The sequence below is a fragment of the Pseudoclavibacter sp. RFBB5 genome (assembly GCF_002931555.1).
GTDB lineage: Bacteria > Actinomycetota > Actinomycetes > Actinomycetales > Microbacteriaceae > Pseudoclavibacter.
Window position 1 is genome coordinate 617,312 of record NZ_PSTZ01000007.1, and the last position, 18,973, is coordinate 636,284.

The following is an 18,973-nucleotide window of genomic DNA, read 5'->3' on the forward strand; positions in this document are numbered from 1 at the left end:
GCGGGCGCGCGACTTGTTCGAGTCAGAGCGAGGATTTCTCCGTGCGCACGAGGATCGCACCGGAATCCGGGCAGATCACGACGTCATCCGGCGCGGCGCGGCGGATCTTCTCGAGCTCCGGCCGATCGAGCGCGACGTTCGTGCCGGTCGTGATGATGCCGATGAGCTCGGCCGCGCCGACCCCGTACCGCTCCCGCTGCTTCTCGTAGAGCGCCACGAGATCGCTCGGGAGCGTGGCAAGCACGCTCTCCCGCTGTTCGGCGAGCACTCGATACTCGCCTTTCAAGTTGTCGCGGGCGGCATCCCGCAGCACGGTGAGCTCGGTCGCGCGTTCCTCGACCCCGCGCTGCGACTCGAGCGCTGCCTGGTGAGCGGCGGTCTGCTCTTCGACGCGCTGCATGACCTCGAGTTCGCCGTCCTCGAGGATCGAGCGACGACGCTGGAGCACCTCGATCTCGCGCTGCAGCGCCTCGATGTCCTTGCGGCTCGATGCGCCCTGCAGGCGCTCGTCGTCTCGTTTGAGACGCGCCTCCACAGTCGCCACATCCGACTCGATCTTGCTGAGCTCACTCCGGGAATCCTCGAGCTGGCCCAGCAACCGCACGACCTCCGCGCGATGCTGCGTCCGTTCCTCATCGAGGGCGTTCAGGTGATGCTGCTCCGGCAGATTCTTCGCGACGTGCTGCACCCGTCGACGCTTCGTGTCGACGTCGGCGAGTTCGAGCAGACGCCGCTGGTCCGCCTCGCTGGCCTTCATGCCCGGCCCGTGTTCATGTCTTGGATGACGTTCATAGTGCTCTCATTCTGTCGTGAAGTCGCGCACTGCCCGCACAGGGCGCGCTCTCGTGCGCTGAGTCGACTACTGCGGGATGGCGAAGTCCCATGGGTCCGTCCGCAGCTCCGAGACCTCGACCTCCACCTCGGGGAACGCCTCCCGCAGCTCGCGCGCGGCGTGATCCAGCCACAGCCACTCACTCGCCCAGTGCGAGGTGTCGATGAGCGCCGGGCCGCTCCCCCTCGCGAGGGTCTCTTCGAGAGCCTCGGACGCGGGATGATGCCGGAGGTCGCTCGTGATGTAGACATCGGCGCTCACGACTGCTGGCTCGCTGAGCAGCGAGTCGCCCGCACCTCCGCAGAGTGCGACCGTCTCGACGACCCGGTCGAACGCGCCCGCGGCCCGGATGCCCGTGGCGGTTGCCGGCAGGATGCTGGCGACCCTCCGGGCGAGCGCACCGAGCGTCATCGGTTCCGGCAGGAGACCGACGCGGCCGAGTCCGCGACTCGGGTGGTCGCTCGATACGACGATGGGGACAGCACCCTCGAGGCCAAGCGCTGCGGCGAGCGCGGCGGAGGTCCCGGTCTCCACGACATCCGCATTGGTGTGGGCCGCGATCAACGCGCACCGGGCTCGGATGAGGGTCGCGAGGAGTGACCCCTTCGCGGTCGTCTCCGCGACGGTCGTGACACCGCGCAGGAGCAGCGGATGATGCACGAGCAGGAGGTCGGACGAGGTCTCGACCGCCTCGCCGACGGTGATCTGCGTCGCATCCACCGCCAGCAGGATTCGGGTGATGGCCGCCTCGGGCGAACCGGACACCAGCCCGACCGAATCCCAGGCCTCCGCCCCCGCGGTTGGCCAGCTTCTCTCGGCAAATTCCAGCACGTCGCGCAGTCGGGTCACCATAGGGCGATCCTAGCCGCGGTGATGCGGCCAACCACTGGACTTTCCGCGTAGAGTGAGCAGTTCATTGCTCCTTCCCCCGGGAGTCCTTCTATCAGAGTTTCCCCCAGGAGACGTCTTGTCAGAACAAGAGCGCGGCCCTGTCGCGAATCCCGCGAAGCGTCCGACCATCCGCGATGTGGCTGCGGTCGCTGGCGTCTCCAAGTCTCTGGTGTCACTCGTCTACAGCGACCCGGAGAAGGTCAGTGAAGCTCGCAAGGGGCGCGTCCTCGCGGCCGCCGAGGAGCTCGGCTTCCGCCCCAACCTGCTCGCCCGTTCCCTCGCGACGAACATGAGCGACTTCATCGGCATCCTCGTCGCCGACCCCGTGAATCCGTTCTTCGCCGAGATCATCGACGCCGCGAGCCTGGAGTTCGACCGAGCAGGGCGCCGCGGCTTGATGACAACCGCCGTGCTGCCGAAATCCGGGACTGTTCGTCGGCTGAACGAGGGAACGATCGCGACGCTCAGCGACCTGCGTCCCCGAAGCGTCCTCATCGCGGGTTCCCTCCCGGATGTGACGTCACTCGGATCGCTCGCCGAGGACCGGCCGGTCGTCGTGGCCTCGGGCCTGGCGGAGGGCCTTCCGAACGCGGGCAGCGTGCGAACCGATGACAGGAAGGGCCTCGCCCTCCTCGTCGAGCACCTCACCGGCCTCGGGCACAGTGACATCGCGCACCTCGGCGGTGTGACGGCCGTCGGTCGCAGCCGAGCGGAGGCGTACGAGGAAGCCATGACCACGCACGGGCTCGCGCGTCACGTGCACGTGCAGGACAGCGACTTCACCGAACTCGGCGGTTACGTGGCCGCGACCAGCCTGCTGTCTCGCGGGACCCCGCCAACAGCCATCATCGCGGCGAACGACCTCGCAGCCCTTGGCGTGCAGCGTGCGCTCGATGAGCGGGGGCTGACCCCCGAGGACGTGGCGCTCACCGGGTACGACAACTCGTTCCTCGCGTCGATAGCCGGGGTCTCCCTCACGTCAGTCGACCCGCACAACGGCGTCATCGGACGCGAGGCGGCGCGTTGGCTCATCGAAGCCGAGGCCGGTAACGACTCGCTGCCGCATGAGCTGCTCATCGAGCCGCGCCTCGTCGTACGACGGTCTTCAGGCTCCGGCATCTGATGGCAACGGCAGCGGCAGCCGTGCAGGCAGGCTTCCGCTATCTCGTGAACGTGACTCCCCACGAGGCTGTCCAGACCCCGCCCGGTTCGATCCCGATGAGGTCGGTGCCGGAATTCAGGGCGTCCGGTGGTGCCGTCATGGGCTCCGCAGCGAATGCGAGGCCCGTACCCCCATGGTGCCCCTCGGGTCGAGGGAAGTCGCTCGGCGTGTAGAGCTGGACGTACCGGAAGTCGTCGTCGCCCCACAGCTCGAGTCGGGCGCCCGACCGGGACGAGAGAGTGACCAGCGTCTTCTCGCCGCTCGGGCGGACCTTGAACGCGTAGTTCAGGTCGAGCTCCCGAAGCTCGCGTCCCGATGTCAGGTCGAACTCGCCTCCGGTGACGACAGGCTCCGTGCCGACAGGGAGCAGGCGGTCGTCGAGGAGGACCCGCTCGGTCAGGTCGGACGTGACCACAAGGTCCCCGATGGGCTCGTCGCCCAGCCGGAAGTACGGATGCGCGCCAACCGCGAACACCGCGTCCTGCGCCCCGAGATTGGCGACGGTGTGCGTGACCTCGAGTCCGTCCTGGGTCGCCCGATACCGGACGCAGTGTCGGAGGGTGAACGGCCATCCGTGCTGGGGGTAGACCGTCGCCCCCAGCTCGATGCTCGAGGAATCGGTGTCGAGGACCGCGTACTCGGTGTTTCGGAGCAGGCCGTGCGACGCGTTGCCCTTGCTCGGCTCCGTGATGTCGAGCTGCTGAGTCTTGCCGCCGAAGCTCCATCTGCCATCGCGGACCCGGTTCGGCCACGGGAAGAGGGTGATGCCGGCCCCGAACGGCGGGAGGACGTCGTCGCCGAAGTCCTCGACCAGCTGCACGCCGTCGACGTCGAGAGATCGAAGCACCGCCGCGACGGTGCCGACCGCGACGCGGACACGCCCATTCTCGAGATGGTGCTGAACGCCGGTGACGGGTGGGTGCATGCATCCACCGTAGCGCTCGGAGCCCGCGGTCAGCGGCTGCGTGACCAATCGCGCAGCACGGCTCGCGCGGCGTGCATCCCCGGCATCCCGTGCACTCCTCCCCCGGGCGGGGTGGACGAGGAGCAGACGTAGAGTCCACGGCGGCCAGCTCGGTACGGGTGCAACGACGGAGCAGGTCTGAAGATCTGCTGCGTGCCGGCGAGCGTTCCTCCGCCGATGTCGCCGCCAACGAGGTTCGGGTTCCAGGCCTCGAGGGCGCTGGGCTTCCACTCGCGGCGGTCACGGATGACCTCCGAGAAGCCAGGGGCGAAGCGCTCGATCTGCGCCTCGAGCGCGGGACGCACGTCGAGGTCCGCTCCGTTGGGGACGTGCGCGTAGGTCCACAGCACCTGCTTGCCGTCGTGGGTGCGGCTCGGGTCCGCGTTGGACTGCTGCGTCACCATCACGAATGGGCGGTCGGGCATGCGGCCACGGTTCACGGCCCGCTCCGCGGCGACGATCTCCTGCATGCGACCACCGACGTGCACGGTGCCGGCACCGGTCACGCGCTGATCCGCCCACGGCACCGGACCGTCGAGCAGGTAGTCGATCTTGTGGACGCCGACCCCGTACTTCCACCCGGCGAGGTGGGCGGCGTACCGAGACCCCAGCTGCTCGTGCGCGACGCGCAGGACCTGCTTCGGGGTGAGGTCGAGCAGCACCGCGTCGGCGTCCGGCAGGTCCCGGAGGTCGGTCACCTCGGCGTTCGTCTCGATGCGGCCACCGTGCGCGAGCACGACCCGGGCGAGCGCGTCGGTGATGCTGCTCGAACCGCCCTTGGCGACCGGCCATCCGGTGCTGTGGCCGAGCGCGCCGAAGGTGATGCCGAACGCCGCCGTCAGCGCGTGGGTCAGCGGGAGCGTCGCGTGCGCGGATGAGCCAGCGAACAGCGCCTTGGCGGCTCCGCTGCGGAAGAGCAGGCCGGCGATCGTCGCGGCGGGGAGCGCACCGAGCGCTCCGAGGCGCACCATGTCGAACGGGTGCGGCGGGATCCGCAGGAGCGGCCCCATGGTGTTCTCCACCGTCTCGAAGGGGTGGTGCGAGAAGTGCTCGTGCAACCACCTCCAGGCCGGCCCGTCGACGCCGAGCTCGTGGGCGGTCCGCTCGATGTCCCGGTGCAGCATCGCGGCGCGACCGCCTGGCAGCGGATGGGCCATCGGGATGTCAGGGTGCACCCACGTGAGACCGTTGGCCTCGAGTTCCAGCTCTCGGAAGGCGGGGCTCGCGATGCCGATCGGATGCGCCGCGGCACCGAGATCGCTCACATACCCGTCGCCGAAGAGTTCCGCCGACCTGGACGCTCCCCCGATCTTCGCGGCGCGCTCGTAGACGACGACTTCGACGCCGCGCTTGGCGAGCAGCGCCGCTGCCGTGAGGCCGTTCGGCCCCGCGCCGACGACGATCGCGCGGCGATTCATGACCTGACGTCCCTCGAGGCCTGCTCGAGGAAGCGCTCCTCCACGGAGTCTTGGCTGATGCTCTGGAGGAGATCGATCTGCGCTTGCGAACGCGCCAGGAGCTCTTCGAGCCCGGAGAGCACGAGGCGCGGATCGCGAGGCTGCACCGCGATGAGCGCCTCCCACATGGACAGCTTGGCGCGGACCATGCCAGTGAGCATGTCCAGTTCGAGCTGGGTGCTCGGTCGACGGCGCAGGCGAAGGATGTTCACGGGGTTGAAGGTGCCCGCGAGACGAGCGCCGTTGGTGAGCCACAGCTTGAGGAAGGACTCCTGGTAGCCGAGCCCTTCGATCAGCGTCTTGAGGTCGCGCCGGTCTGCGGCGATGTGTGCCACGAGTACACGCATGGTCTCCTCGTGGGGCGTGCCCGCCCAGGTGGCAGTGGCGGATTTGAAGGCCCTCAGTCCAGCCTCCGAGGCAAGGAGGTGCGCGTTGAGGTAGCCCGCGTAGACCTCGTGGTCGAATCCTCGTGTCGTTGTCATCGGATGCTCCTGACGATCGTCGTTTCTTGATTCTCTCGTGGTGTCTGCTCCTCACCGCAAAGACGGCTGAGGAACATCGCGAACCCTCCGGGGGTGCGTCCGGTCGTGCGTGCGGAGGTCACGACCGGATGTCTGGCGCTCGAGCGCACGACGCCACCGAGGCGTCTGACCGCCGAGGTGAGCTCGACGTCCTCGTGCTCGCGCAGTGGGGGGTACTCGCCGGCCTGCAGGTACGTGGAGGCTCGAATACCGAGGTTCGCGGCGTGGATGTGGGGATGCCCCTCCTCGAAGACGTAGTCCTCGAGCCATCTGGTCTCGAGTTCTGTGTCCCGGGGGTCGCCGCTGCGCGCGAGGAGCACCGTGCCGAGCAGCAGGTCGGCTCCGTCGTCGGCGAACTCGAGCTGCCCGACCAGCCAGTCCCTCGGCACAACCGAGTCCGCGTCCGTCGAGGCGATCCAGGCGGTGTGCAGTTCGAATGGGGTGTCACCCGAGTGGGCTGTCGACAGGGTGAGTGCGGTACGGACACCGTCGCGTCTCGCGCGGCCCACGGATCCGTGCGCACGTTCGATCAGGTGGATGCGGGGATCGCGGTCCGCGGCGCGCTTTGCGATCTCGAGGCTCGAGTCGCGGCATGAGTCGAGAACCAGCACGACGTGAGCCCGCACGTGGAAGTCTCGCTGAGCTCTGCCGAGGGCGTCCATCGCTGCGGTCAGCGCAGTGAGGCAGGTCTCGAGTGTGCGCTCCTCATCGCGTGCCGGGACGACGATGCGCACGTCGCGAATGCGGGCATCCTCGTCGACGCCTCGTGGTCGCGACGCGACGCTCACGAGGACTCTTCCGAACGTCGGCCGCTGTCGACGTCCGAGGCCGCCGTCGCAGTCATGGACGGGCTGGCGAAGCAGGAACTCCCAGCGTCGTTCCCGTTCTCGTAGATGTCGATCAGCGTCTCCTCCTGCGAGTAGGAGGCCAGGCGGCGCATACCGAGACGGGCGGTCAGCGAGTGGACGCGATCTCCGTCGAGCGGCCAGCCGACGATGGGACCACGCCAATGGCAGAGCACCAGCACTCCCGCCGGGGCCAGCGCCCGACGCGACCTCGCGATGAGCTCGCACAGCTCATCCTCGGCCAGGTAGTAGCCCGTCTCGGAGAGCACCACGAGGTCCAGCTGCCCATCCGCCACGTCGAGCGCGGCCCAGTCACGTGGGAGGGTCGCGAGGACCAACTCGACATGTTCGCTGCCCGTCAGCCTCTCTTCGGCGAGCCTCAACGCCTCAGGGCTCGCATCCGCGGCCAGGATCCGGGAGCACCGGCCCGCGAGCTTCGACGTGCTCTCGCCGATCGAGCAGCCGATCTCGAGGGCCCGCTCGTAGCGCTCGGCCGGGAGCATCGCGAGCAGCACGTCGAGCTTGCGCCGCTCGTACCAGCTCGAGCGAAGCTCCCACGGGTCGACCGCAGCAGCGTGGACCTCGTCGAAGGCCCAGCGCGCGGAGCCGGAGTCGCGGGTGGCGGATGCCGTCACCCGGAAGACCTCGAGGTCACGCCGGAAGTGTTGCAGGTGCGCGTGGCTCAGCACCGGCTCGTCGCCTGCAGCGTCGGAGAGGGGACGCACCTGGGACGCGTGGGCGAAGATGGCGCGGTCTTTCGCCTGGGCGGCCTCACGAGCGAGCGGGAGGCTCCGCCAGTGGCGCCACTCCGTATCCGTCACCGGGTCTGCCCAGTGCCAGAACCAGATCGGGAACTCCAGCAGCACCGCACCGGTGCCGAGAGCAGCTCGGGCCAAAGCCTCGCCCACGGCGTCATGGTCGGCGTGCCCGTCCCGCCGGTACGGGGCAGCAACGACCAGCCGCCGCTCCGGGCCGTCGCGCAGCCTCGATCCTGCGGCCGCTACGATCTCGTCGACGGCGCTCGACAGCTGCCCATCAGCCAGTCTGAGCTCGGTGAGGTCGAGGCGACCGACTGCACGTCCAGCCTGGCGGGCGATCACCGCCGCACCCTCGTGCAGCTCGCGGAGAGCGACCTCGAACTCAGCCCGTCGGAGTTCGCCGAGGCGTTGCTTGGAGACGCTCTGCGACCCCGGATGGGAGGCCTCACCCCTGGTGCACAGCAGCACGCTCACATCGGCGCCCACGGCGAGCGCGGAGACGACGAGTCCTGCGGCGCCGAGGGACTCGTCGTCGGGATGCGCCGCGCCGACAAGCAGCAACGTCTCCGCTCCGCGGTCCGGCGCGAACAGCTCAGGATCAAGGTTCGGCAAGCCGGTGACGCCAGCCTCCAGCCAGGCAGCTTCGGGAGTTCCGCCCCGCAGGTGCGTGAACGCAGGCTGCGCGGCCCCGATCACGAGGCTCCTCCCCCGGGCGACGCATCGTGCTCTGCCCGAACCGCGTCGGAGAGCGACCGGCCGCGGGCCGCGTCGTCGCGCGCGCCGTGATGCTGCCGGAGGTACATGGTCAGGTCCGCGACGCGCCTGGCGTGAACGGGGTCGAAGGCGAGGGGTGCCGGTCCGAGCGCTTCCCCGCAGATCGCGAGGAGCCGTGTGCATCCGCTCGCCGTGTTCCCGCGCACCCGCTGCGCGAGCCCCCAGTCCGCCGTCCCCGCGTCAATGCGGTCGGCCGCGTCCTCCAGCTGCACGCGGATGCCATGCAGCAGGCGGTCGGCTTCCCCGAGCCAGGCGCACGCCAGCTGGTCCGGCTCACGAGAGCTCGCCGAGCTTTGAAGCGACCGACCGAGCGCAACTGCGGCACCGAACCAGACGGCCGCGACGCCGATGCCACCCCAGGCGAAGCCCGGACGCGAGGTGTACCAGTCGGCACCGTCGCCGACGGTCCACGCTGACGCCGCATCGAGTTCCACCGGTCCGCTTGGCACCCCGCTGAGGCCGGTGAGGGGCGCTCCCCCTTCATGAGGACTGACGGCGTCCTGGCTGAGGTCGAGCACGAACATCCACTCGCCGTGATGGTCCGACGCCGTCACGAGCGCGCGGTCGAGGCTCGACGCGAGGGAACACCACCGCTTCGTTCCCGAGAGGGTCGCGCGACGCGGTGGGCTGTCGTCGCGCGCCGACTCCGGTTCCCACCGGACCTCGACAGGCGAGGCGGAGGCGAAGACCCCCCAGCTCGTCCCGGGGTCGATCGAGGAACCGGACTGGGCCATGATGGCGGCCGCGTCAAAATGCGGCTCGATGACTCGGGCGGCCGTCAGGTCGAGCGCGCCGAAGCTGGCGAGCAAGCCGAACAGCGACCGCGTCCTGCCATTGCCGGGAACCGGCGGCGAGGGCGAAGCGCGCAGGGCGTCGATGAGCGGCGCAGCGACTCCATTGCACGAGCCAGCCGCCGCCAGGAGTGCGGACGAACCATCCCAGAATCCGGGATCGACGTCGATGCCCTGGAAGCGTTCAGACACGTGCTCTCCTTCCGGATGTCCATCGAACGGAGCCGACACATGGCCCGAACGTGGCACGCTACGCACCTCGACCGTGAGTCCCCGGGAGGGTTGACACCGGTCCCGCAACCCAGTAATCACGCGCGCTCACGAGTACCGACAGACGCCCAGGCACGCGGAGCAAATTCCCACGGAGTCAGCCGGGACGTCCCGTAGCGTCGTCACCCTCATGACGAAGACTCCCCCCGGACTCCCCCTTCGCGACTACGCCGCCCTCGGCGACGGCCGCACCGTCGCCCTCGTCGCCCCGAACGGTCGGGTCGACTGGCTGCCCCTCCCGAACCTCGATTCCGTACCCGTCTTCGCGCGCATCCTCGACGAGGAGACAGGCGGATCCGTCGAGCTCGTCCCACGCGAGGCCTACGAATCCTCACGCCGCTACATCGAGAAGACGAACGTGCTGGAGACGACCTTCACGACCGCCGGCGGCGTCGCCCGTGTCACGGACGCCATGGTCACGGGAGTCGCCGGACGCCTCCCCTGGGCCGAGTTCGCGCGTCGTGTGGAGGGGCTCGACGGATCCGTCGAGTTCACCTGGCAGATCTCGCCCGGAACGATGCTCGGGACCAAGTCCCCGTGGCTCGACCGGGTTGGCGAGCACACCATCATCCGCTGCGGTCAGCTGTCGATGGCCGTCGTCGGCTCAGACCACGGCCCGGCCTCCTCCGACCCGACCAGCGCTGACCCCGCCGAACTCCACGGCCACTTCACCACCACCGTGGGCTCACGGCACCTCCTCGTCCTGACAGCGACGGAAGGCGAGCCGCTCCGGGTGCCAGACCCGGCGAAGGTCGACCAGGGCATCGACCGGACGATCGACAGCTGGCTGACCTGGTCGGATGAGTTCTCCTACGAGGGTCCGTGGTCCGAGCAGGTTCAGCGCAGCGCTCTCGCCCTCAAGCTCCTCATCCACAGCCCGACCGGTGCCATCGCGGCCGCCGCGACGAGCTCTCTGCCAGAGAACCCCGCTGGCGGCAAGAACTGGGACTACCGCTTCGCCTGGATCCGTGACCTCGCCTACACGGCACACTCCTTGACCTGGTTCGGACTTCGGGAGGAGACGCACGCTGCGATCTCCTGGTTGCTCCGGACCATCCGCGAGCAGGGGCCAGACGTCCTCGTCATGTACTCGCTCGGCGGTTCGACCTGCGCCGGCGTCGTCGAATACGACGTGCCGGGCTGGCGCGGCATCGGCCCCGTCGTCTCCGGCAACCCCGCGCAGGGCCAGCTCCAGCTGGGCATCTACGGCGACCTCATCGCCATCAGCCGCACCTACGTCGACGATGGCAATCTGCTGGATGTCGAGACTGCGCGCCTGCTCGCCAAGGTCGCCGACAAGGTGTGCGACGAGTGGCGCAGCCGCGATGCGGGGATGTGGGAGCTCGGGGACGAGCAGCACTACACGTCCTCGAAGATGGGGTGCTGGCAGGCGCTGACCGACGCGATCGCGCTCGCCGAGGGTTCGCACATCAACGGCGACGTCGCACGCTGGAAGGCGGAACGCGACCGGATTCACGATTGGACCGACGAGCACTGCTGGTCCGAGGACCTCGCAAGCTACGTCATGCACCCCGGGACGGACCGCCTCGACGCCTCGGTGCTGCTGCATGCGCCGAGCGGCTTCGATCGAGGTGAGCGGATGTCGTCCACCATCGACGCCCTGACTCGGGAGCTCGGCCAGGGGTCGCTGCTCTACCGGTACTCGGGCGTCTCAGCGGAGGAGCACACGTTCGTGGCCTGCGCCTTCTGGCGGGTGTCCGCGCTCGCGTGCGTGGGCAGGCACGAAGAAGCGGTCTCAGCCATGGACGACCTCGTGACGCAGACCAACGACGTCGGCCTGCTCGCCGAGATGATCGCCGCAGGCGACGGAGCGTTCTGGGGCAACCTGCCACAGGGACTCAGTCACCTGGCGCTCATCAACGCGGCCCTCATGATCAAGGACCTGGTGCCGAAGGAGGCCCATGATGACCGGTGAGCCGACCGTCTTTCGCGAATTGCGCTCCGTGCTCGTGGAGAGCATCTGGTGGGACGCCCGAACGGAGGACCTGGCCTGGGTGGACATCACCGAGGGCACGTTCCACCTGGGGAGCATCGACGGAGCGAGGGACGGCAGCGACGACCGGATCGCCGAGCTCCCGGCTCCGGTGAGCGCCATCCAGCCAGCCGCGGACGGTGGGTTCGTCGCCTCACTCCAGGACCGCATCGTCGAGCTCGACGCTGACGGTCGCCTCACGAAGACCCTCGCCTCGGTCGAGCACTCGCACGGTGGCATCCGCTTCAACGAAGGCAAGGTCGACCCGTTCGGCCGCTTCGTCGTCGGCTCCATGAACATGACCTCGACGGCCCCAGACGGCGCGCTCTACACGTTCGACGCCGAAGGAACGGTGCGGATGCTGCTGGGCGGGTTCCACACGACCAACGGCCTCGAGTGGAGCGACTCGGGCGACACCATGTACGTCACTGACACCTCGACGCAGACGATCTACCGCGCAGCGTACGGACCCGGCCCCGAGGACCTCGGCGAGCTCGAGCCGTTCATCCGCGGTCGCAACTCGGATGGTCTCGCACGCGCTGTCGACGGCTCGTTCTGGAACGGCATCTACGGAGCCGGGAGCGTCGCGCACTGGAGCTCAGACGGCGACCCCCTCGGGGATCTGAGCGTTCCCGCCCCGAACGTGACGTCCGTCGCCTTCGGCGGTCAAGCCCTGTCGACCCTCTTCGTCGGCACGGCGCGCGAGAACCTCACGGAACGCGACCTGGTCGACGCCCCGTTGAGCGGGTCGATCTTCGCCGTCGAGGGCATGGGCCGCGGGCGCGCCGCGTCTGTCTTCGGGCAGACCACCGGTGCTCCCTGACGTCTCCATCCTCAACTCGACCGCACCGCACCGCACCGCACCGCACACCACACGAACATCGCAGACGGGAAGAAGACATGGATCTAGGCATCACTGGCAAGAAGGCACTCATCACGGGCGGCGACTCCGGCATCGGCTGGGAGACCGCGAAGCAGCTCCTCGAAGAGGGCGCGACCGTCGTCCTGAGCGACCGCGACGAGGAGTCGCTGGCGGCGGCCGCGGCGAAACTGGACGCACCCGAGGGGCGCCTCTACTCGTACGCCGCCGACATCACGAAGCTCGACGATCTCGCGGAACTCCACGGCTTCGTGCAGGAGCACGTCGGAGACATCGACATCCTCGTCCAGTCCGCCGGCATCACCGGCGCGCAGGGCCTCTTCCATGAGATCGACGACGAGGGCTGGACCAAGACCGTCGAGATCGACCTGCTCGGGCCGGTCCGCCTCGTCCGCCAGTTCCTCCCCTCGCTCCGCAAGGGCGGCTGGGGGCGCATCGTGTTCCTCGCTTCCGAGGATGCGGTCCAGCCGTACGACGACGAGCTGCCCTACTGCGCGGCCAAAGCGGGCATCCTCGCGCTCTCGAAGGGGCTGTCCCGCAGCTACGCCTCCGAGGGACTGCTCGTGAACGCGGTGTCCCCCGCCTTCATCTCGACGCCCATGACCGACGCGATGATGAAGAAGCGCGCCGACGAGCTCGGCACGAGCTTCGACGAGGCCATCGAGTCGTTCCTCGACGAGGAGCGCCCGTACATGGAGCTCGGCCGCCGCGGGGAGGCCCACGAAGTCGCATCCGTCATCACCTTCCTCTGCTCAGACCGAGCCTCCTTCGTGAACGGCTCGAACTACCGAGTCGACGCGGGCTCGGTAGCGACCATCTGAGCGTCATCCGCTTCGCGCGGACTCGCTTTCCCCTCACCCACGAACGATCAACCGAACGAACAGGAGTCGAACATGGCCAATCAGTACACCTTCACCGACCCGACCAAGCTCTACAGCGAGATCGAGCCGAACTCCGACGACCAGACGGAGCCGGGACTCGACGCGAAGCTCCGCGACACCGCCGACCTCGGCGAGAGCACCTACGAGGGTTCCGGCCGACTCAAGGGCCGCCGCGCCCTCGTCACGGGCGGCGACTCCGGCATCGGGGCTGCAACCGTCATCGCCTTCGCCCGCGAAGGTGCCGACGTCGCTCTCGCCTACCTGCCCGAAGAGCAGGAGGATGCAGACCGCATCACCGCGATCGCCCAGGACGCTGGTGTCAACGTCGTGCAGCTGCCCGGCGACCTGACCGACGAGAAGTACGTGAAGGGCCTTGCGGATGCTGCCGTCGCGAAGCTCGGCGGTCTCGACATCCTCGTCAACAATGCCGGCAAGCAGATCTACAACGAGGACCTGACGACGCTCACGAGCGAGCAGTTCGACGAGACGTTCAAGGTCAACGTGTACGCGCTGTTCGAGATCTCGAAGGCCGCGATCCCGCACCTCCCCCCGGGGTCGACGATCATCAACACCACGTCGATCCAGGCCTACTCGCCGGCTCCGATCCTCGTCGACTACGCATCGACGAAGGCGACCATCAACGCCTTCACCAAGGGCCTCGCGCAGCAGCTCGCGCCGAAGGGCATCCGCGTCAACGCGGTCGCTCCCGGCCCGATCTGGACGCCCCTCCAGGTCACGGACGGCCAGCCGCCGGAGAAGGTCGAGCAGTTCGGCGAGGACACACCGCTCGGGCGCATGGGGCAGCCAGCAGAGCTCGCGCCCGCGTATGTCTTCCTGGCTTCACCCGAGTCGAGCTACGTGCTCGGCGAGACGCTCAACGTGAACGGCGGCATGCCCACGCCGTAGCACTCGGCTCATTCGTCGACGTCGGACGCCCGCGCCTCAGGCGCGGGCGTCCTCGTCTGCATCCGTCGGGCACGTGAGCGTCACGGTCGTGCCCGTCTCGTTCGTCTCGAAGCGGATGCGTGCGTGGACAAGCGCCGCCCGCTGCCGCATGGATGCGATGCCGTGGGTTCGCGCCCCGAGCTCCTCCAGCGGCGCGGCGGCGCCGTGCCCGTCGTCCGTGACCGTGAGCACCAGCGTCGATGGCCGCCAGAGCAGTACGATGTCGATCCGACTCGCCCCAGCGTGACGCCTCGCGTTCCTGATCGCCTCGACCGCGATGGCGTGCAGCTCCTCCGCTGCGGGCGCGGAGACTCGGCCCCTGGTGCCGATCTCCGTGACCTGCACGGGCGTCAGGATCGGCAGCTCGTGGCTCGCGTACTCGAGCAGCGCATCCGGGAAGTCCTGCGGTGCCGGGTGCTCGAGGTCCCAGCTGAGCGCGTCGACGAGCGCCGCTGCTCGAGCGGGACGGTCACCGCCGAGCTCGGGCAGGATCGACTCCCGCAGCTGACGCGCGAGGCGGAGCTCCGCGACGCGCTGAACTCCGGAGAGCTGGCCGCGGAGCGTCTCGGCGTAGGCGAGGGCCCCCGGGACGAACCTGCCGAAGACGCTCGAGTGCAGCACCTGGGCGACCGTCACCGTCGGCACCGGCATCCGGGAAGCGAACGCGGGAAGGGCGACCTCGAAGAGGACGTTCGCCGATACGAGAGGCTGGGCCGGGTGCAGGCCCTGGGCGAGCAGCACGTCGACCGTCGCCTGCATGAGGCCGAGGTCCAGCGAGGCGGGGGCTTGCAGGTACCCGAAATCGCGGAGTCCCGCGAGCCTCGTCCAGGCCTCGGTGAGGATCTCCACGACGTGGGCGCGGAAGACGGGATCGAGGTCGCCATCTTCGACCGCCGCATCGCCGCGTTCCGAGAGCAACGCCATCGCGGCATCGAGGACCTCGTCGATGGCGTCGGTGAGATCGGACTCCGCCACGTGGGCGGTGGTGGCAGCGGGGTCGCGAAGGGGGAAGTCGTCGGTCACGCTCCAGATCCTACGAGCGCGGGTCGCAGTCCTGTGCCAGCCTTGCGGCCCTAGGCTGACGCAGATGACGAGCACGACAGAGCACCAGGCGTCCAAGTCGGCACGCCGAGTTGTCGGCGTGGTGCGGATCGGCGTCGGTCTCGCCGTCATCGCGATGCTCGTCTCCACCTACGTCGGCCGCATCGGTGTCGGCGACAGCAACCCGTTCGACTTCTTCGGCTACTTCACGAATCAGACGAGCCTCATCACGAGCGGACTCCTCATCGCGGCGGGAGTGCTCGCCATGCTCGGGCGCGATGCTCCCGCATGGCTCGCGGTTCTCCGTGGTGTCGCTACGAGCTGCATGATCATCGTGGGTGTCATCTACAACACGCTCGTGCCTGGGACCGGTTCTGCGCCTCCGTGGGTGAGCGCCATCCTGCACGTCGTCTTCCCCGCCTACGTGGTCCTCGACTGGCTGCTCGTCGGTGATCGCCCGCGACTGGCCTGGCAGCGGCTGTGGGTCGTGCTGCCCTACCCGCTGCTCTGGATGCTCGTCGTGCTGCTCCGAGGTGCGACCGACGGCTGGGTGCCCTACGGGTTCCTGCTGCCGGAGCACGGGCCCGTTTCTCTGTTCCTGCACGTCGTGGGCCTGCTCGGTGCTCTTCTCGTGGCGGCCACGTTCGTCTGGTGGGCGAGCCGCTTCCGGGGGTATGTGCGCGGCTGAACGTGGAGGATGCGAGACCGGGTGAGGGAGACCGTGACAGGTGGCCTGTACGTTCGAGGCGCTAGAGCACCGACCCGAGCCACGAGACGGCGGACTGCACGACCTGGGCGAGTCCGAGGGCCAGCAGGAGAGCCTGCTCGACCGTACGCGCAGCGACTTCCGGCACGAAGAGCCAGAGAATGCCGAGTGTCGCAGCGAGTGTCACGAGCGTGACCGCCAGCAGGAATGCGAGCGCGGCGAGCGGCGGATAGCGCAGCGTGGAGGTGACCGGCTTCGCCTGCATCCACCACACGGGCGCTCGCCTCGCGGCGGCTGGCCGCGCCGATCTGCTCGCGCTCGTGCGGGCGCCCCTGGCAGGCGGCGTGCTCGCGCGGCGAGGCGTGCGCGGCCTCGACGTCGCGGACGCCGAGCGCGGCGCGACCCGCTTCCGGCCTGGACCAGCTGTCGTCGGCGCGCGCTTGGCAGAGGCTCTTCCGGCGCGGGAGCGCTTCTTGGGCGACGGGCGAGTCACGGGCGATCCTCCGGGTTGGGAAGACTTTAATCTATCCGGCTGCAGGACCCCGAACGGCTACGTTCCGGTCACGGTGTCCGGGAGCCGCGCAGGGCCGCTTGCTACCGTGGCCGCGATGTTCTCGGACTGGAAGCGCAAGCGGGACGCCCAGAGGGTGACGGCCGGCGATGGCCACGAGCTCAAGCGGTATCGGTGGTGGCAGCCCTTCTCACGAGCCCTGTTCCACCTCCGGCTCGTCGAAGGCGACGGCGTGCAGCACCTCTGGTCGGTGGACGTGAAGCTCTGGGGAGACTCTGACGGCGAGGTTGTGGCGGGCCTCTACCGGGATGGACGCCATGTGGCGCAGTCGAAGCTCCCCGCCCTGTTCCAGGCCCCCGGCGGCACGATCGAGGTCGTCGCCAGCGGCTACGGGCTCAAGCGCTGCCACTTCGTCTCGGCGGAGGGACGCGAACAGCAGCTGGTGCCCGACCCTGGCTCCGCAGAGGGGCGCAGAGCGCGACTGCAGCGCGACCGGCCCGGCCTGGGCCGCTTCCTCGGCATCGCCTCGGTGAGCATCCTCGTCGTCGCGCTCGTGCTCGGCGTGCCGCAGATCGCAGAGCAGCTGACGAGCATTCCGCCGATCGCGGATCGGGTCGGCACGTTCTCCTCGCCGATCCATCTTCCGTCGTGGCTCAACATCTCTCTCGTCGTCGCGAGCCTGGTGGCGAGCACCGAACGCGCGCTCCGCCTCCGCTACAACTGGGTGCTCGACGGAGGACTGTTCGACGGCGATGACTGATGCACTTTTCGATTGTGCACAATTGAGTTGTGTGCAATGCTTTAGACATGCCCGTTACCGACGACATGATCTGCTTCTCGCTCTACGCGGCGAGCAGGGCGACCACGCAGGCCTACCGAAAGCTCCTGGAGCCGTTCGGCCTCACCTACCCGCAGTACCTCGTGCTCGTCGTGCTCTGGAACGACGGGCAGCAGTCGGTGAAGACACTCGGCGAGCTGCTGCAGCTCGACTCCGGCACCCTGTCGCCGCTGCTGAAGCGCATGGCCCAGGCGGACCTGATCGCACGCGAACGTCGCCAGGACGACGAGAGGATTGTCGACGTCAGGCTCACCGACCGAGCCGTCGCGCTCCGCACCGAGCTCTCGCACATCCCAGCCCGCATCGCCGCGGGGACCGGTCTCGGGACCGAGGAATCAGGTGCAGCGCTGCTGCGCACCCTCCAGCACCTGACCGAGACCATGCAAGCCACCGCCGACCAGGCGGACGCACAAGGAAAGAAGGACTAGCTGTGGACGTGCTCTACACCGCGGAAGCTCTCTCGACCGGCCAAGGCCGAGACGGTCGCGTCGTCTCGAGCGACGGCACCGTCGACCTCACGATGGCCGTACCCAAGGAGATGGGCGGGTCGGGAGCTGGCTCGAACCCCGAGCAGCTGTTCGCCGCCGGGTACGCAGCCTGCTTCCACTCCGCCCTGAACGCCGTCGCGCGAGGCAAGAAGCTCGACCTCGGCGACTCCAGCGTCGGCGGACGCGTGCAGATCGGACCGAACGGCGAGGGCGGGTTCCAGCTCGCCGTGCTGCTCGAGGTCGTCATCCCCAACCTGGCCCACGACGAAGCTCAGGCCCTCGCCGACGCGGCACACCAGGTCTGCCCATACTCCAACGCCACTCGCGGCAACATCGACGTCACCATCACGGTCTCGGAGGACTGATCATGCGCACCATCACCCATCCCACCTTCGGCGAGCCGCAGGACGTCCTGACGGTCGAGGAACAGGAACTCCCCCAGCCCGGCCCCGGCGAGGTGCGCCTGCGCATCCTGCTCTCCCCCATCCACAACCATGACCTCTGGACCGTGCGCGGCACCTACGGCTTCAAGCCCGAGCTGCCCGCACGAGCTGGGACCGAAGCTGTCGGGGTCGTGGATGCGATCGGCTCCGACGTCGAGGGACTGAGTGTCGGCCAGCGGGTAGCGACCGGCGGATCGTTCGGCGCGTGGGCCGAGTACGTGACCACCCCCGCCGCTGGCCTCATCCCCGTCCCGGACAGCGTGCCGGACGAATCGGCCGCGCAGCTCGTCGCGATGCCGTTCAGCGCCATCAGCCTGCTCGAGTCGCTCGGCCTCGAGTCCGGCGACTGGCTTGTGCAGAACGCGGCGAACGGCGCCGTCGGCCGCATGGTCGCCCAGATCGCGGCGGCACGCGGCGTCAACGTGGTCGGCCTCGTGCGTCGGTCCGAGGGTGTTGACGAGCTTCGCGAGCAGGGCATCGAGCGCATCGTCGCGACGAACGTGGACGGCTGGCGGGACGAGGTCGAGGCGATCACCGGTGGTGCGCCCATCAAGGTCGGCATCGAATCCGTGGGTGGCAAGTCGGCTGGCGAGGTGCTCTCGCTCCTCGCGGAGAACGGCGAGCTCGTCGTCTTCGGCGCGATGGCGTCACCGACGCTCGAGCTGTCCTCCGGCGACGTCATCTTCAAGCAGGCGACAGTCCGCGGGTTCTGGGGCAGCAAGGTCAGCCAGTCCATCGACGCCGGCCTGAAGCAGCGTCTCTTCGGCGAGCTGCTTCAGCACCTCAGCTCGGGTCAGCTGACGCTTCCCGTGGCCGACGTGTTCCCGTTCGAGCAGATCACCGACGCGGTCGAGGCGAGCCTCACCTCGGGCCGGGTCGGCAAGGTCCTGCTTCGCCCCTAGCGCCGCAGGCATCGGCTTCTCGAACGCCCCGCCCGTCACAGGGCGGGGCGTTCTGCACGGCGCTCCCTGGATCTGCTCAA

20 protein-coding genes are annotated in these 18,973 nt (G+C 68.8%); 10 read left to right on the forward strand and 10 right to left on the reverse strand.

Features of this window, described 5'->3' with window-relative positions:
- Positions 1-22: 22 nt before the first annotated feature.
- Both C5B97_RS10790 and C5B97_RS10795 read right to left on the reverse strand, forming a co-directional pair.
- Positions 23-757: a zinc ribbon domain-containing protein gene (locus C5B97_RS10790; RefSeq protein ID WP_104312044.1), complete on the reverse strand. Its 735-nt coding sequence runs from the start codon at positions 755-757 to the stop codon at positions 23-25.
- Positions 758-859: 102 nt separating this feature from the next.
- Entirely contained in the window at positions 860-1,684 is an 825-nt protein-coding gene (locus C5B97_RS10795) for a Nif3-like dinuclear metal center hexameric protein (protein WP_104312045.1), read from the reverse strand.
- A gap of 115 nt (positions 1,685-1,799) precedes the next feature.
- On the opposite strand from C5B97_RS10795, the gene C5B97_RS10800 reads away from it, so the two are divergent.
- A complete protein-coding gene (locus C5B97_RS10800) occupies positions 1,800-2,846 on the forward strand; it encodes a LacI family DNA-binding transcriptional regulator (protein ID WP_146080789.1) in 1,047 nt (348 codons plus the stop codon).
- A 37-nt stretch (positions 2,847-2,883) separates the two neighbouring features.
- Here the strand turns inward: C5B97_RS10800 and C5B97_RS10805 are convergent, their stop codons facing one another.
- From C5B97_RS10805 to C5B97_RS17950, 6 genes are read right to left on the reverse strand one after another with little or no spacing between them, the layout of a single operon-like run.
- On the reverse strand, positions 2,884-3,810 hold the full coding sequence (locus C5B97_RS10805; RefSeq protein WP_146080790.1) for an aldose 1-epimerase family protein: 927 nt from the start codon (positions 3,808-3,810) through the stop codon (positions 2,884-2,886).
- A 29-nt stretch (positions 3,811-3,839) separates the two neighbouring features.
- The gene (locus C5B97_RS10810; protein ID WP_104312048.1) at positions 3,840-5,267 is read right to left on the reverse strand and encodes an NAD(P)/FAD-dependent oxidoreductase; all 1,428 of its coding nucleotides are present in this window, start codon (positions 5,265-5,267) and stop codon (positions 3,840-3,842) included.
- On the reverse strand, positions 5,264-5,788 hold the full coding sequence (locus C5B97_RS10815; protein WP_104312049.1) for a hypothetical protein: 525 nt from the start codon (positions 5,786-5,788) through the stop codon (positions 5,264-5,266). Before C5B97_RS10815 ends, C5B97_RS10810 begins: the two co-directional genes overlap by 4 nt.
- Positions 5,785-6,615, reverse strand: coding sequence for a glycosyltransferase family 2 protein (locus C5B97_RS10820; RefSeq protein ID WP_181026975.1), 831 nt, complete (start codon positions 6,613-6,615; stop codon positions 5,785-5,787). Before C5B97_RS10820 ends, C5B97_RS10815 begins: the two co-directional genes overlap by 4 nt.
- Positions 6,612-8,126: a PIG-L family deacetylase gene (locus C5B97_RS10825; protein WP_181026976.1), complete on the reverse strand. Its 1,515-nt coding sequence runs from the start codon at positions 8,124-8,126 to the stop codon at positions 6,612-6,614. Before C5B97_RS10825 ends, C5B97_RS10820 begins: the two co-directional genes overlap by 4 nt.
- On the reverse strand, positions 8,123-9,187 hold the full coding sequence (locus C5B97_RS17950; protein ID WP_181026977.1) for an acyl-CoA/acyl-ACP dehydrogenase: 1,065 nt from the start codon (positions 9,185-9,187) through the stop codon (positions 8,123-8,125). The genes C5B97_RS10825 and C5B97_RS17950 overlap by 4 nt, the downstream gene beginning before the upstream one ends.
- A 208-nt stretch (positions 9,188-9,395) precedes the next feature.
- Between C5B97_RS17950 and C5B97_RS10830 the strand changes: the two genes are divergently transcribed.
- The 4 genes from C5B97_RS10830 to C5B97_RS10845 all read left to right on the forward strand — a co-directional run bounded on the left by C5B97_RS10830 (position 9,396) and on the right by C5B97_RS10845 (position 13,925).
- Positions 9,396-11,201, forward strand: a complete 1,806-nt coding sequence (locus C5B97_RS10830; protein ID WP_104312052.1) for a glycoside hydrolase family 15 protein — start codon at positions 9,396-9,398, stop codon at positions 11,199-11,201.
- On the forward strand, positions 11,188-12,081 hold the full coding sequence (locus C5B97_RS10835) for an SMP-30/gluconolactonase/LRE family protein (protein WP_104312053.1): 894 nt from the start codon (positions 11,188-11,190) through the stop codon (positions 12,079-12,081). Before C5B97_RS10830 ends, C5B97_RS10835 begins: the two co-directional genes overlap by 14 nt.
- Positions 12,082-12,158: 77 nt before the next feature.
- Positions 12,159-12,959 carry an SDR family NAD(P)-dependent oxidoreductase gene (locus C5B97_RS10840; RefSeq protein ID WP_104312054.1) on the forward strand — a complete coding sequence of 267 codons (801 nt, stop codon included), beginning with the start codon at positions 12,159-12,161 and terminating at the stop codon, positions 12,957-12,959.
- A 72-nt stretch (positions 12,960-13,031) separates the two neighbouring features.
- On the forward strand, positions 13,032-13,925 hold the full coding sequence (locus C5B97_RS10845) for an SDR family oxidoreductase (protein ID WP_104312055.1): 894 nt from the start codon (positions 13,032-13,034) through the stop codon (positions 13,923-13,925).
- A 36-nt stretch (positions 13,926-13,961) separates the two neighbouring features.
- On the opposite strand, the gene C5B97_RS10850 is transcribed toward C5B97_RS10845, so the two are convergent.
- On the reverse strand, positions 13,962-14,987 hold the full coding sequence (locus C5B97_RS10850) for an ATP-binding protein (RefSeq protein WP_104312056.1): 1,026 nt from the start codon (positions 14,985-14,987) through the stop codon (positions 13,962-13,964).
- 64 nt (positions 14,988-15,051) lie between these two features.
- On the opposite strand from C5B97_RS10850, the gene C5B97_RS10855 reads away from it, so the two are divergent.
- Positions 15,052-15,693: a Pr6Pr family membrane protein gene (locus C5B97_RS10855; protein ID WP_104312057.1), complete on the forward strand. Its 642-nt coding sequence runs from the start codon at positions 15,052-15,054 to the stop codon at positions 15,691-15,693.
- A 61-nt stretch (positions 15,694-15,754) separates the two neighbouring features.
- Here the strand turns inward: C5B97_RS10855 and C5B97_RS10860 are convergent, their stop codons facing one another.
- On the reverse strand, positions 15,755-15,985 hold the full coding sequence (locus tag C5B97_RS10860; protein ID WP_146080791.1) for a hypothetical protein: 231 nt from the start codon (positions 15,983-15,985) through the stop codon (positions 15,755-15,757).
- Here C5B97_RS10860 and C5B97_RS18220 point away from each other — a divergent pair.
- The 4 genes from C5B97_RS18220 to C5B97_RS10880 are packed head-to-tail and all read left to right on the forward strand — an operon-like array spanning position 15,957 to position 18,893.
- The gene (locus C5B97_RS18220; RefSeq protein ID WP_258068148.1) at positions 15,957-16,982 is read left to right on the forward strand and encodes a hypothetical protein; all 1,026 of its coding nucleotides are present in this window, start codon (positions 15,957-15,959) and stop codon (positions 16,980-16,982) included. The two genes, C5B97_RS10860 and C5B97_RS18220, sit on opposite strands and share 29 nt — an antisense overlap.
- A gap of 47 nt (positions 16,983-17,029) precedes the next feature.
- Positions 17,030-17,488, forward strand: a complete 459-nt coding sequence (locus tag C5B97_RS10870; protein ID WP_181026978.1) for a MarR family winged helix-turn-helix transcriptional regulator — start codon at positions 17,030-17,032, stop codon at positions 17,486-17,488.
- A 2-nt stretch (positions 17,489-17,490) separates the two neighbouring features.
- Positions 17,491-17,913 carry an organic hydroperoxide resistance protein gene (locus tag C5B97_RS10875; RefSeq protein ID WP_104312060.1) on the forward strand — a complete coding sequence of 141 codons (423 nt, stop codon included), beginning with the start codon at positions 17,491-17,493 and terminating at the stop codon, positions 17,911-17,913.
- A gap of 2 nt (positions 17,914-17,915) precedes the next feature.
- Positions 17,916-18,893, forward strand: a complete 978-nt coding sequence (locus C5B97_RS10880) for a zinc-binding dehydrogenase (protein ID WP_104312061.1) — start codon at positions 17,916-17,918, stop codon at positions 18,891-18,893.
- Positions 18,894-18,973: the final 80 nt, after the last annotated feature.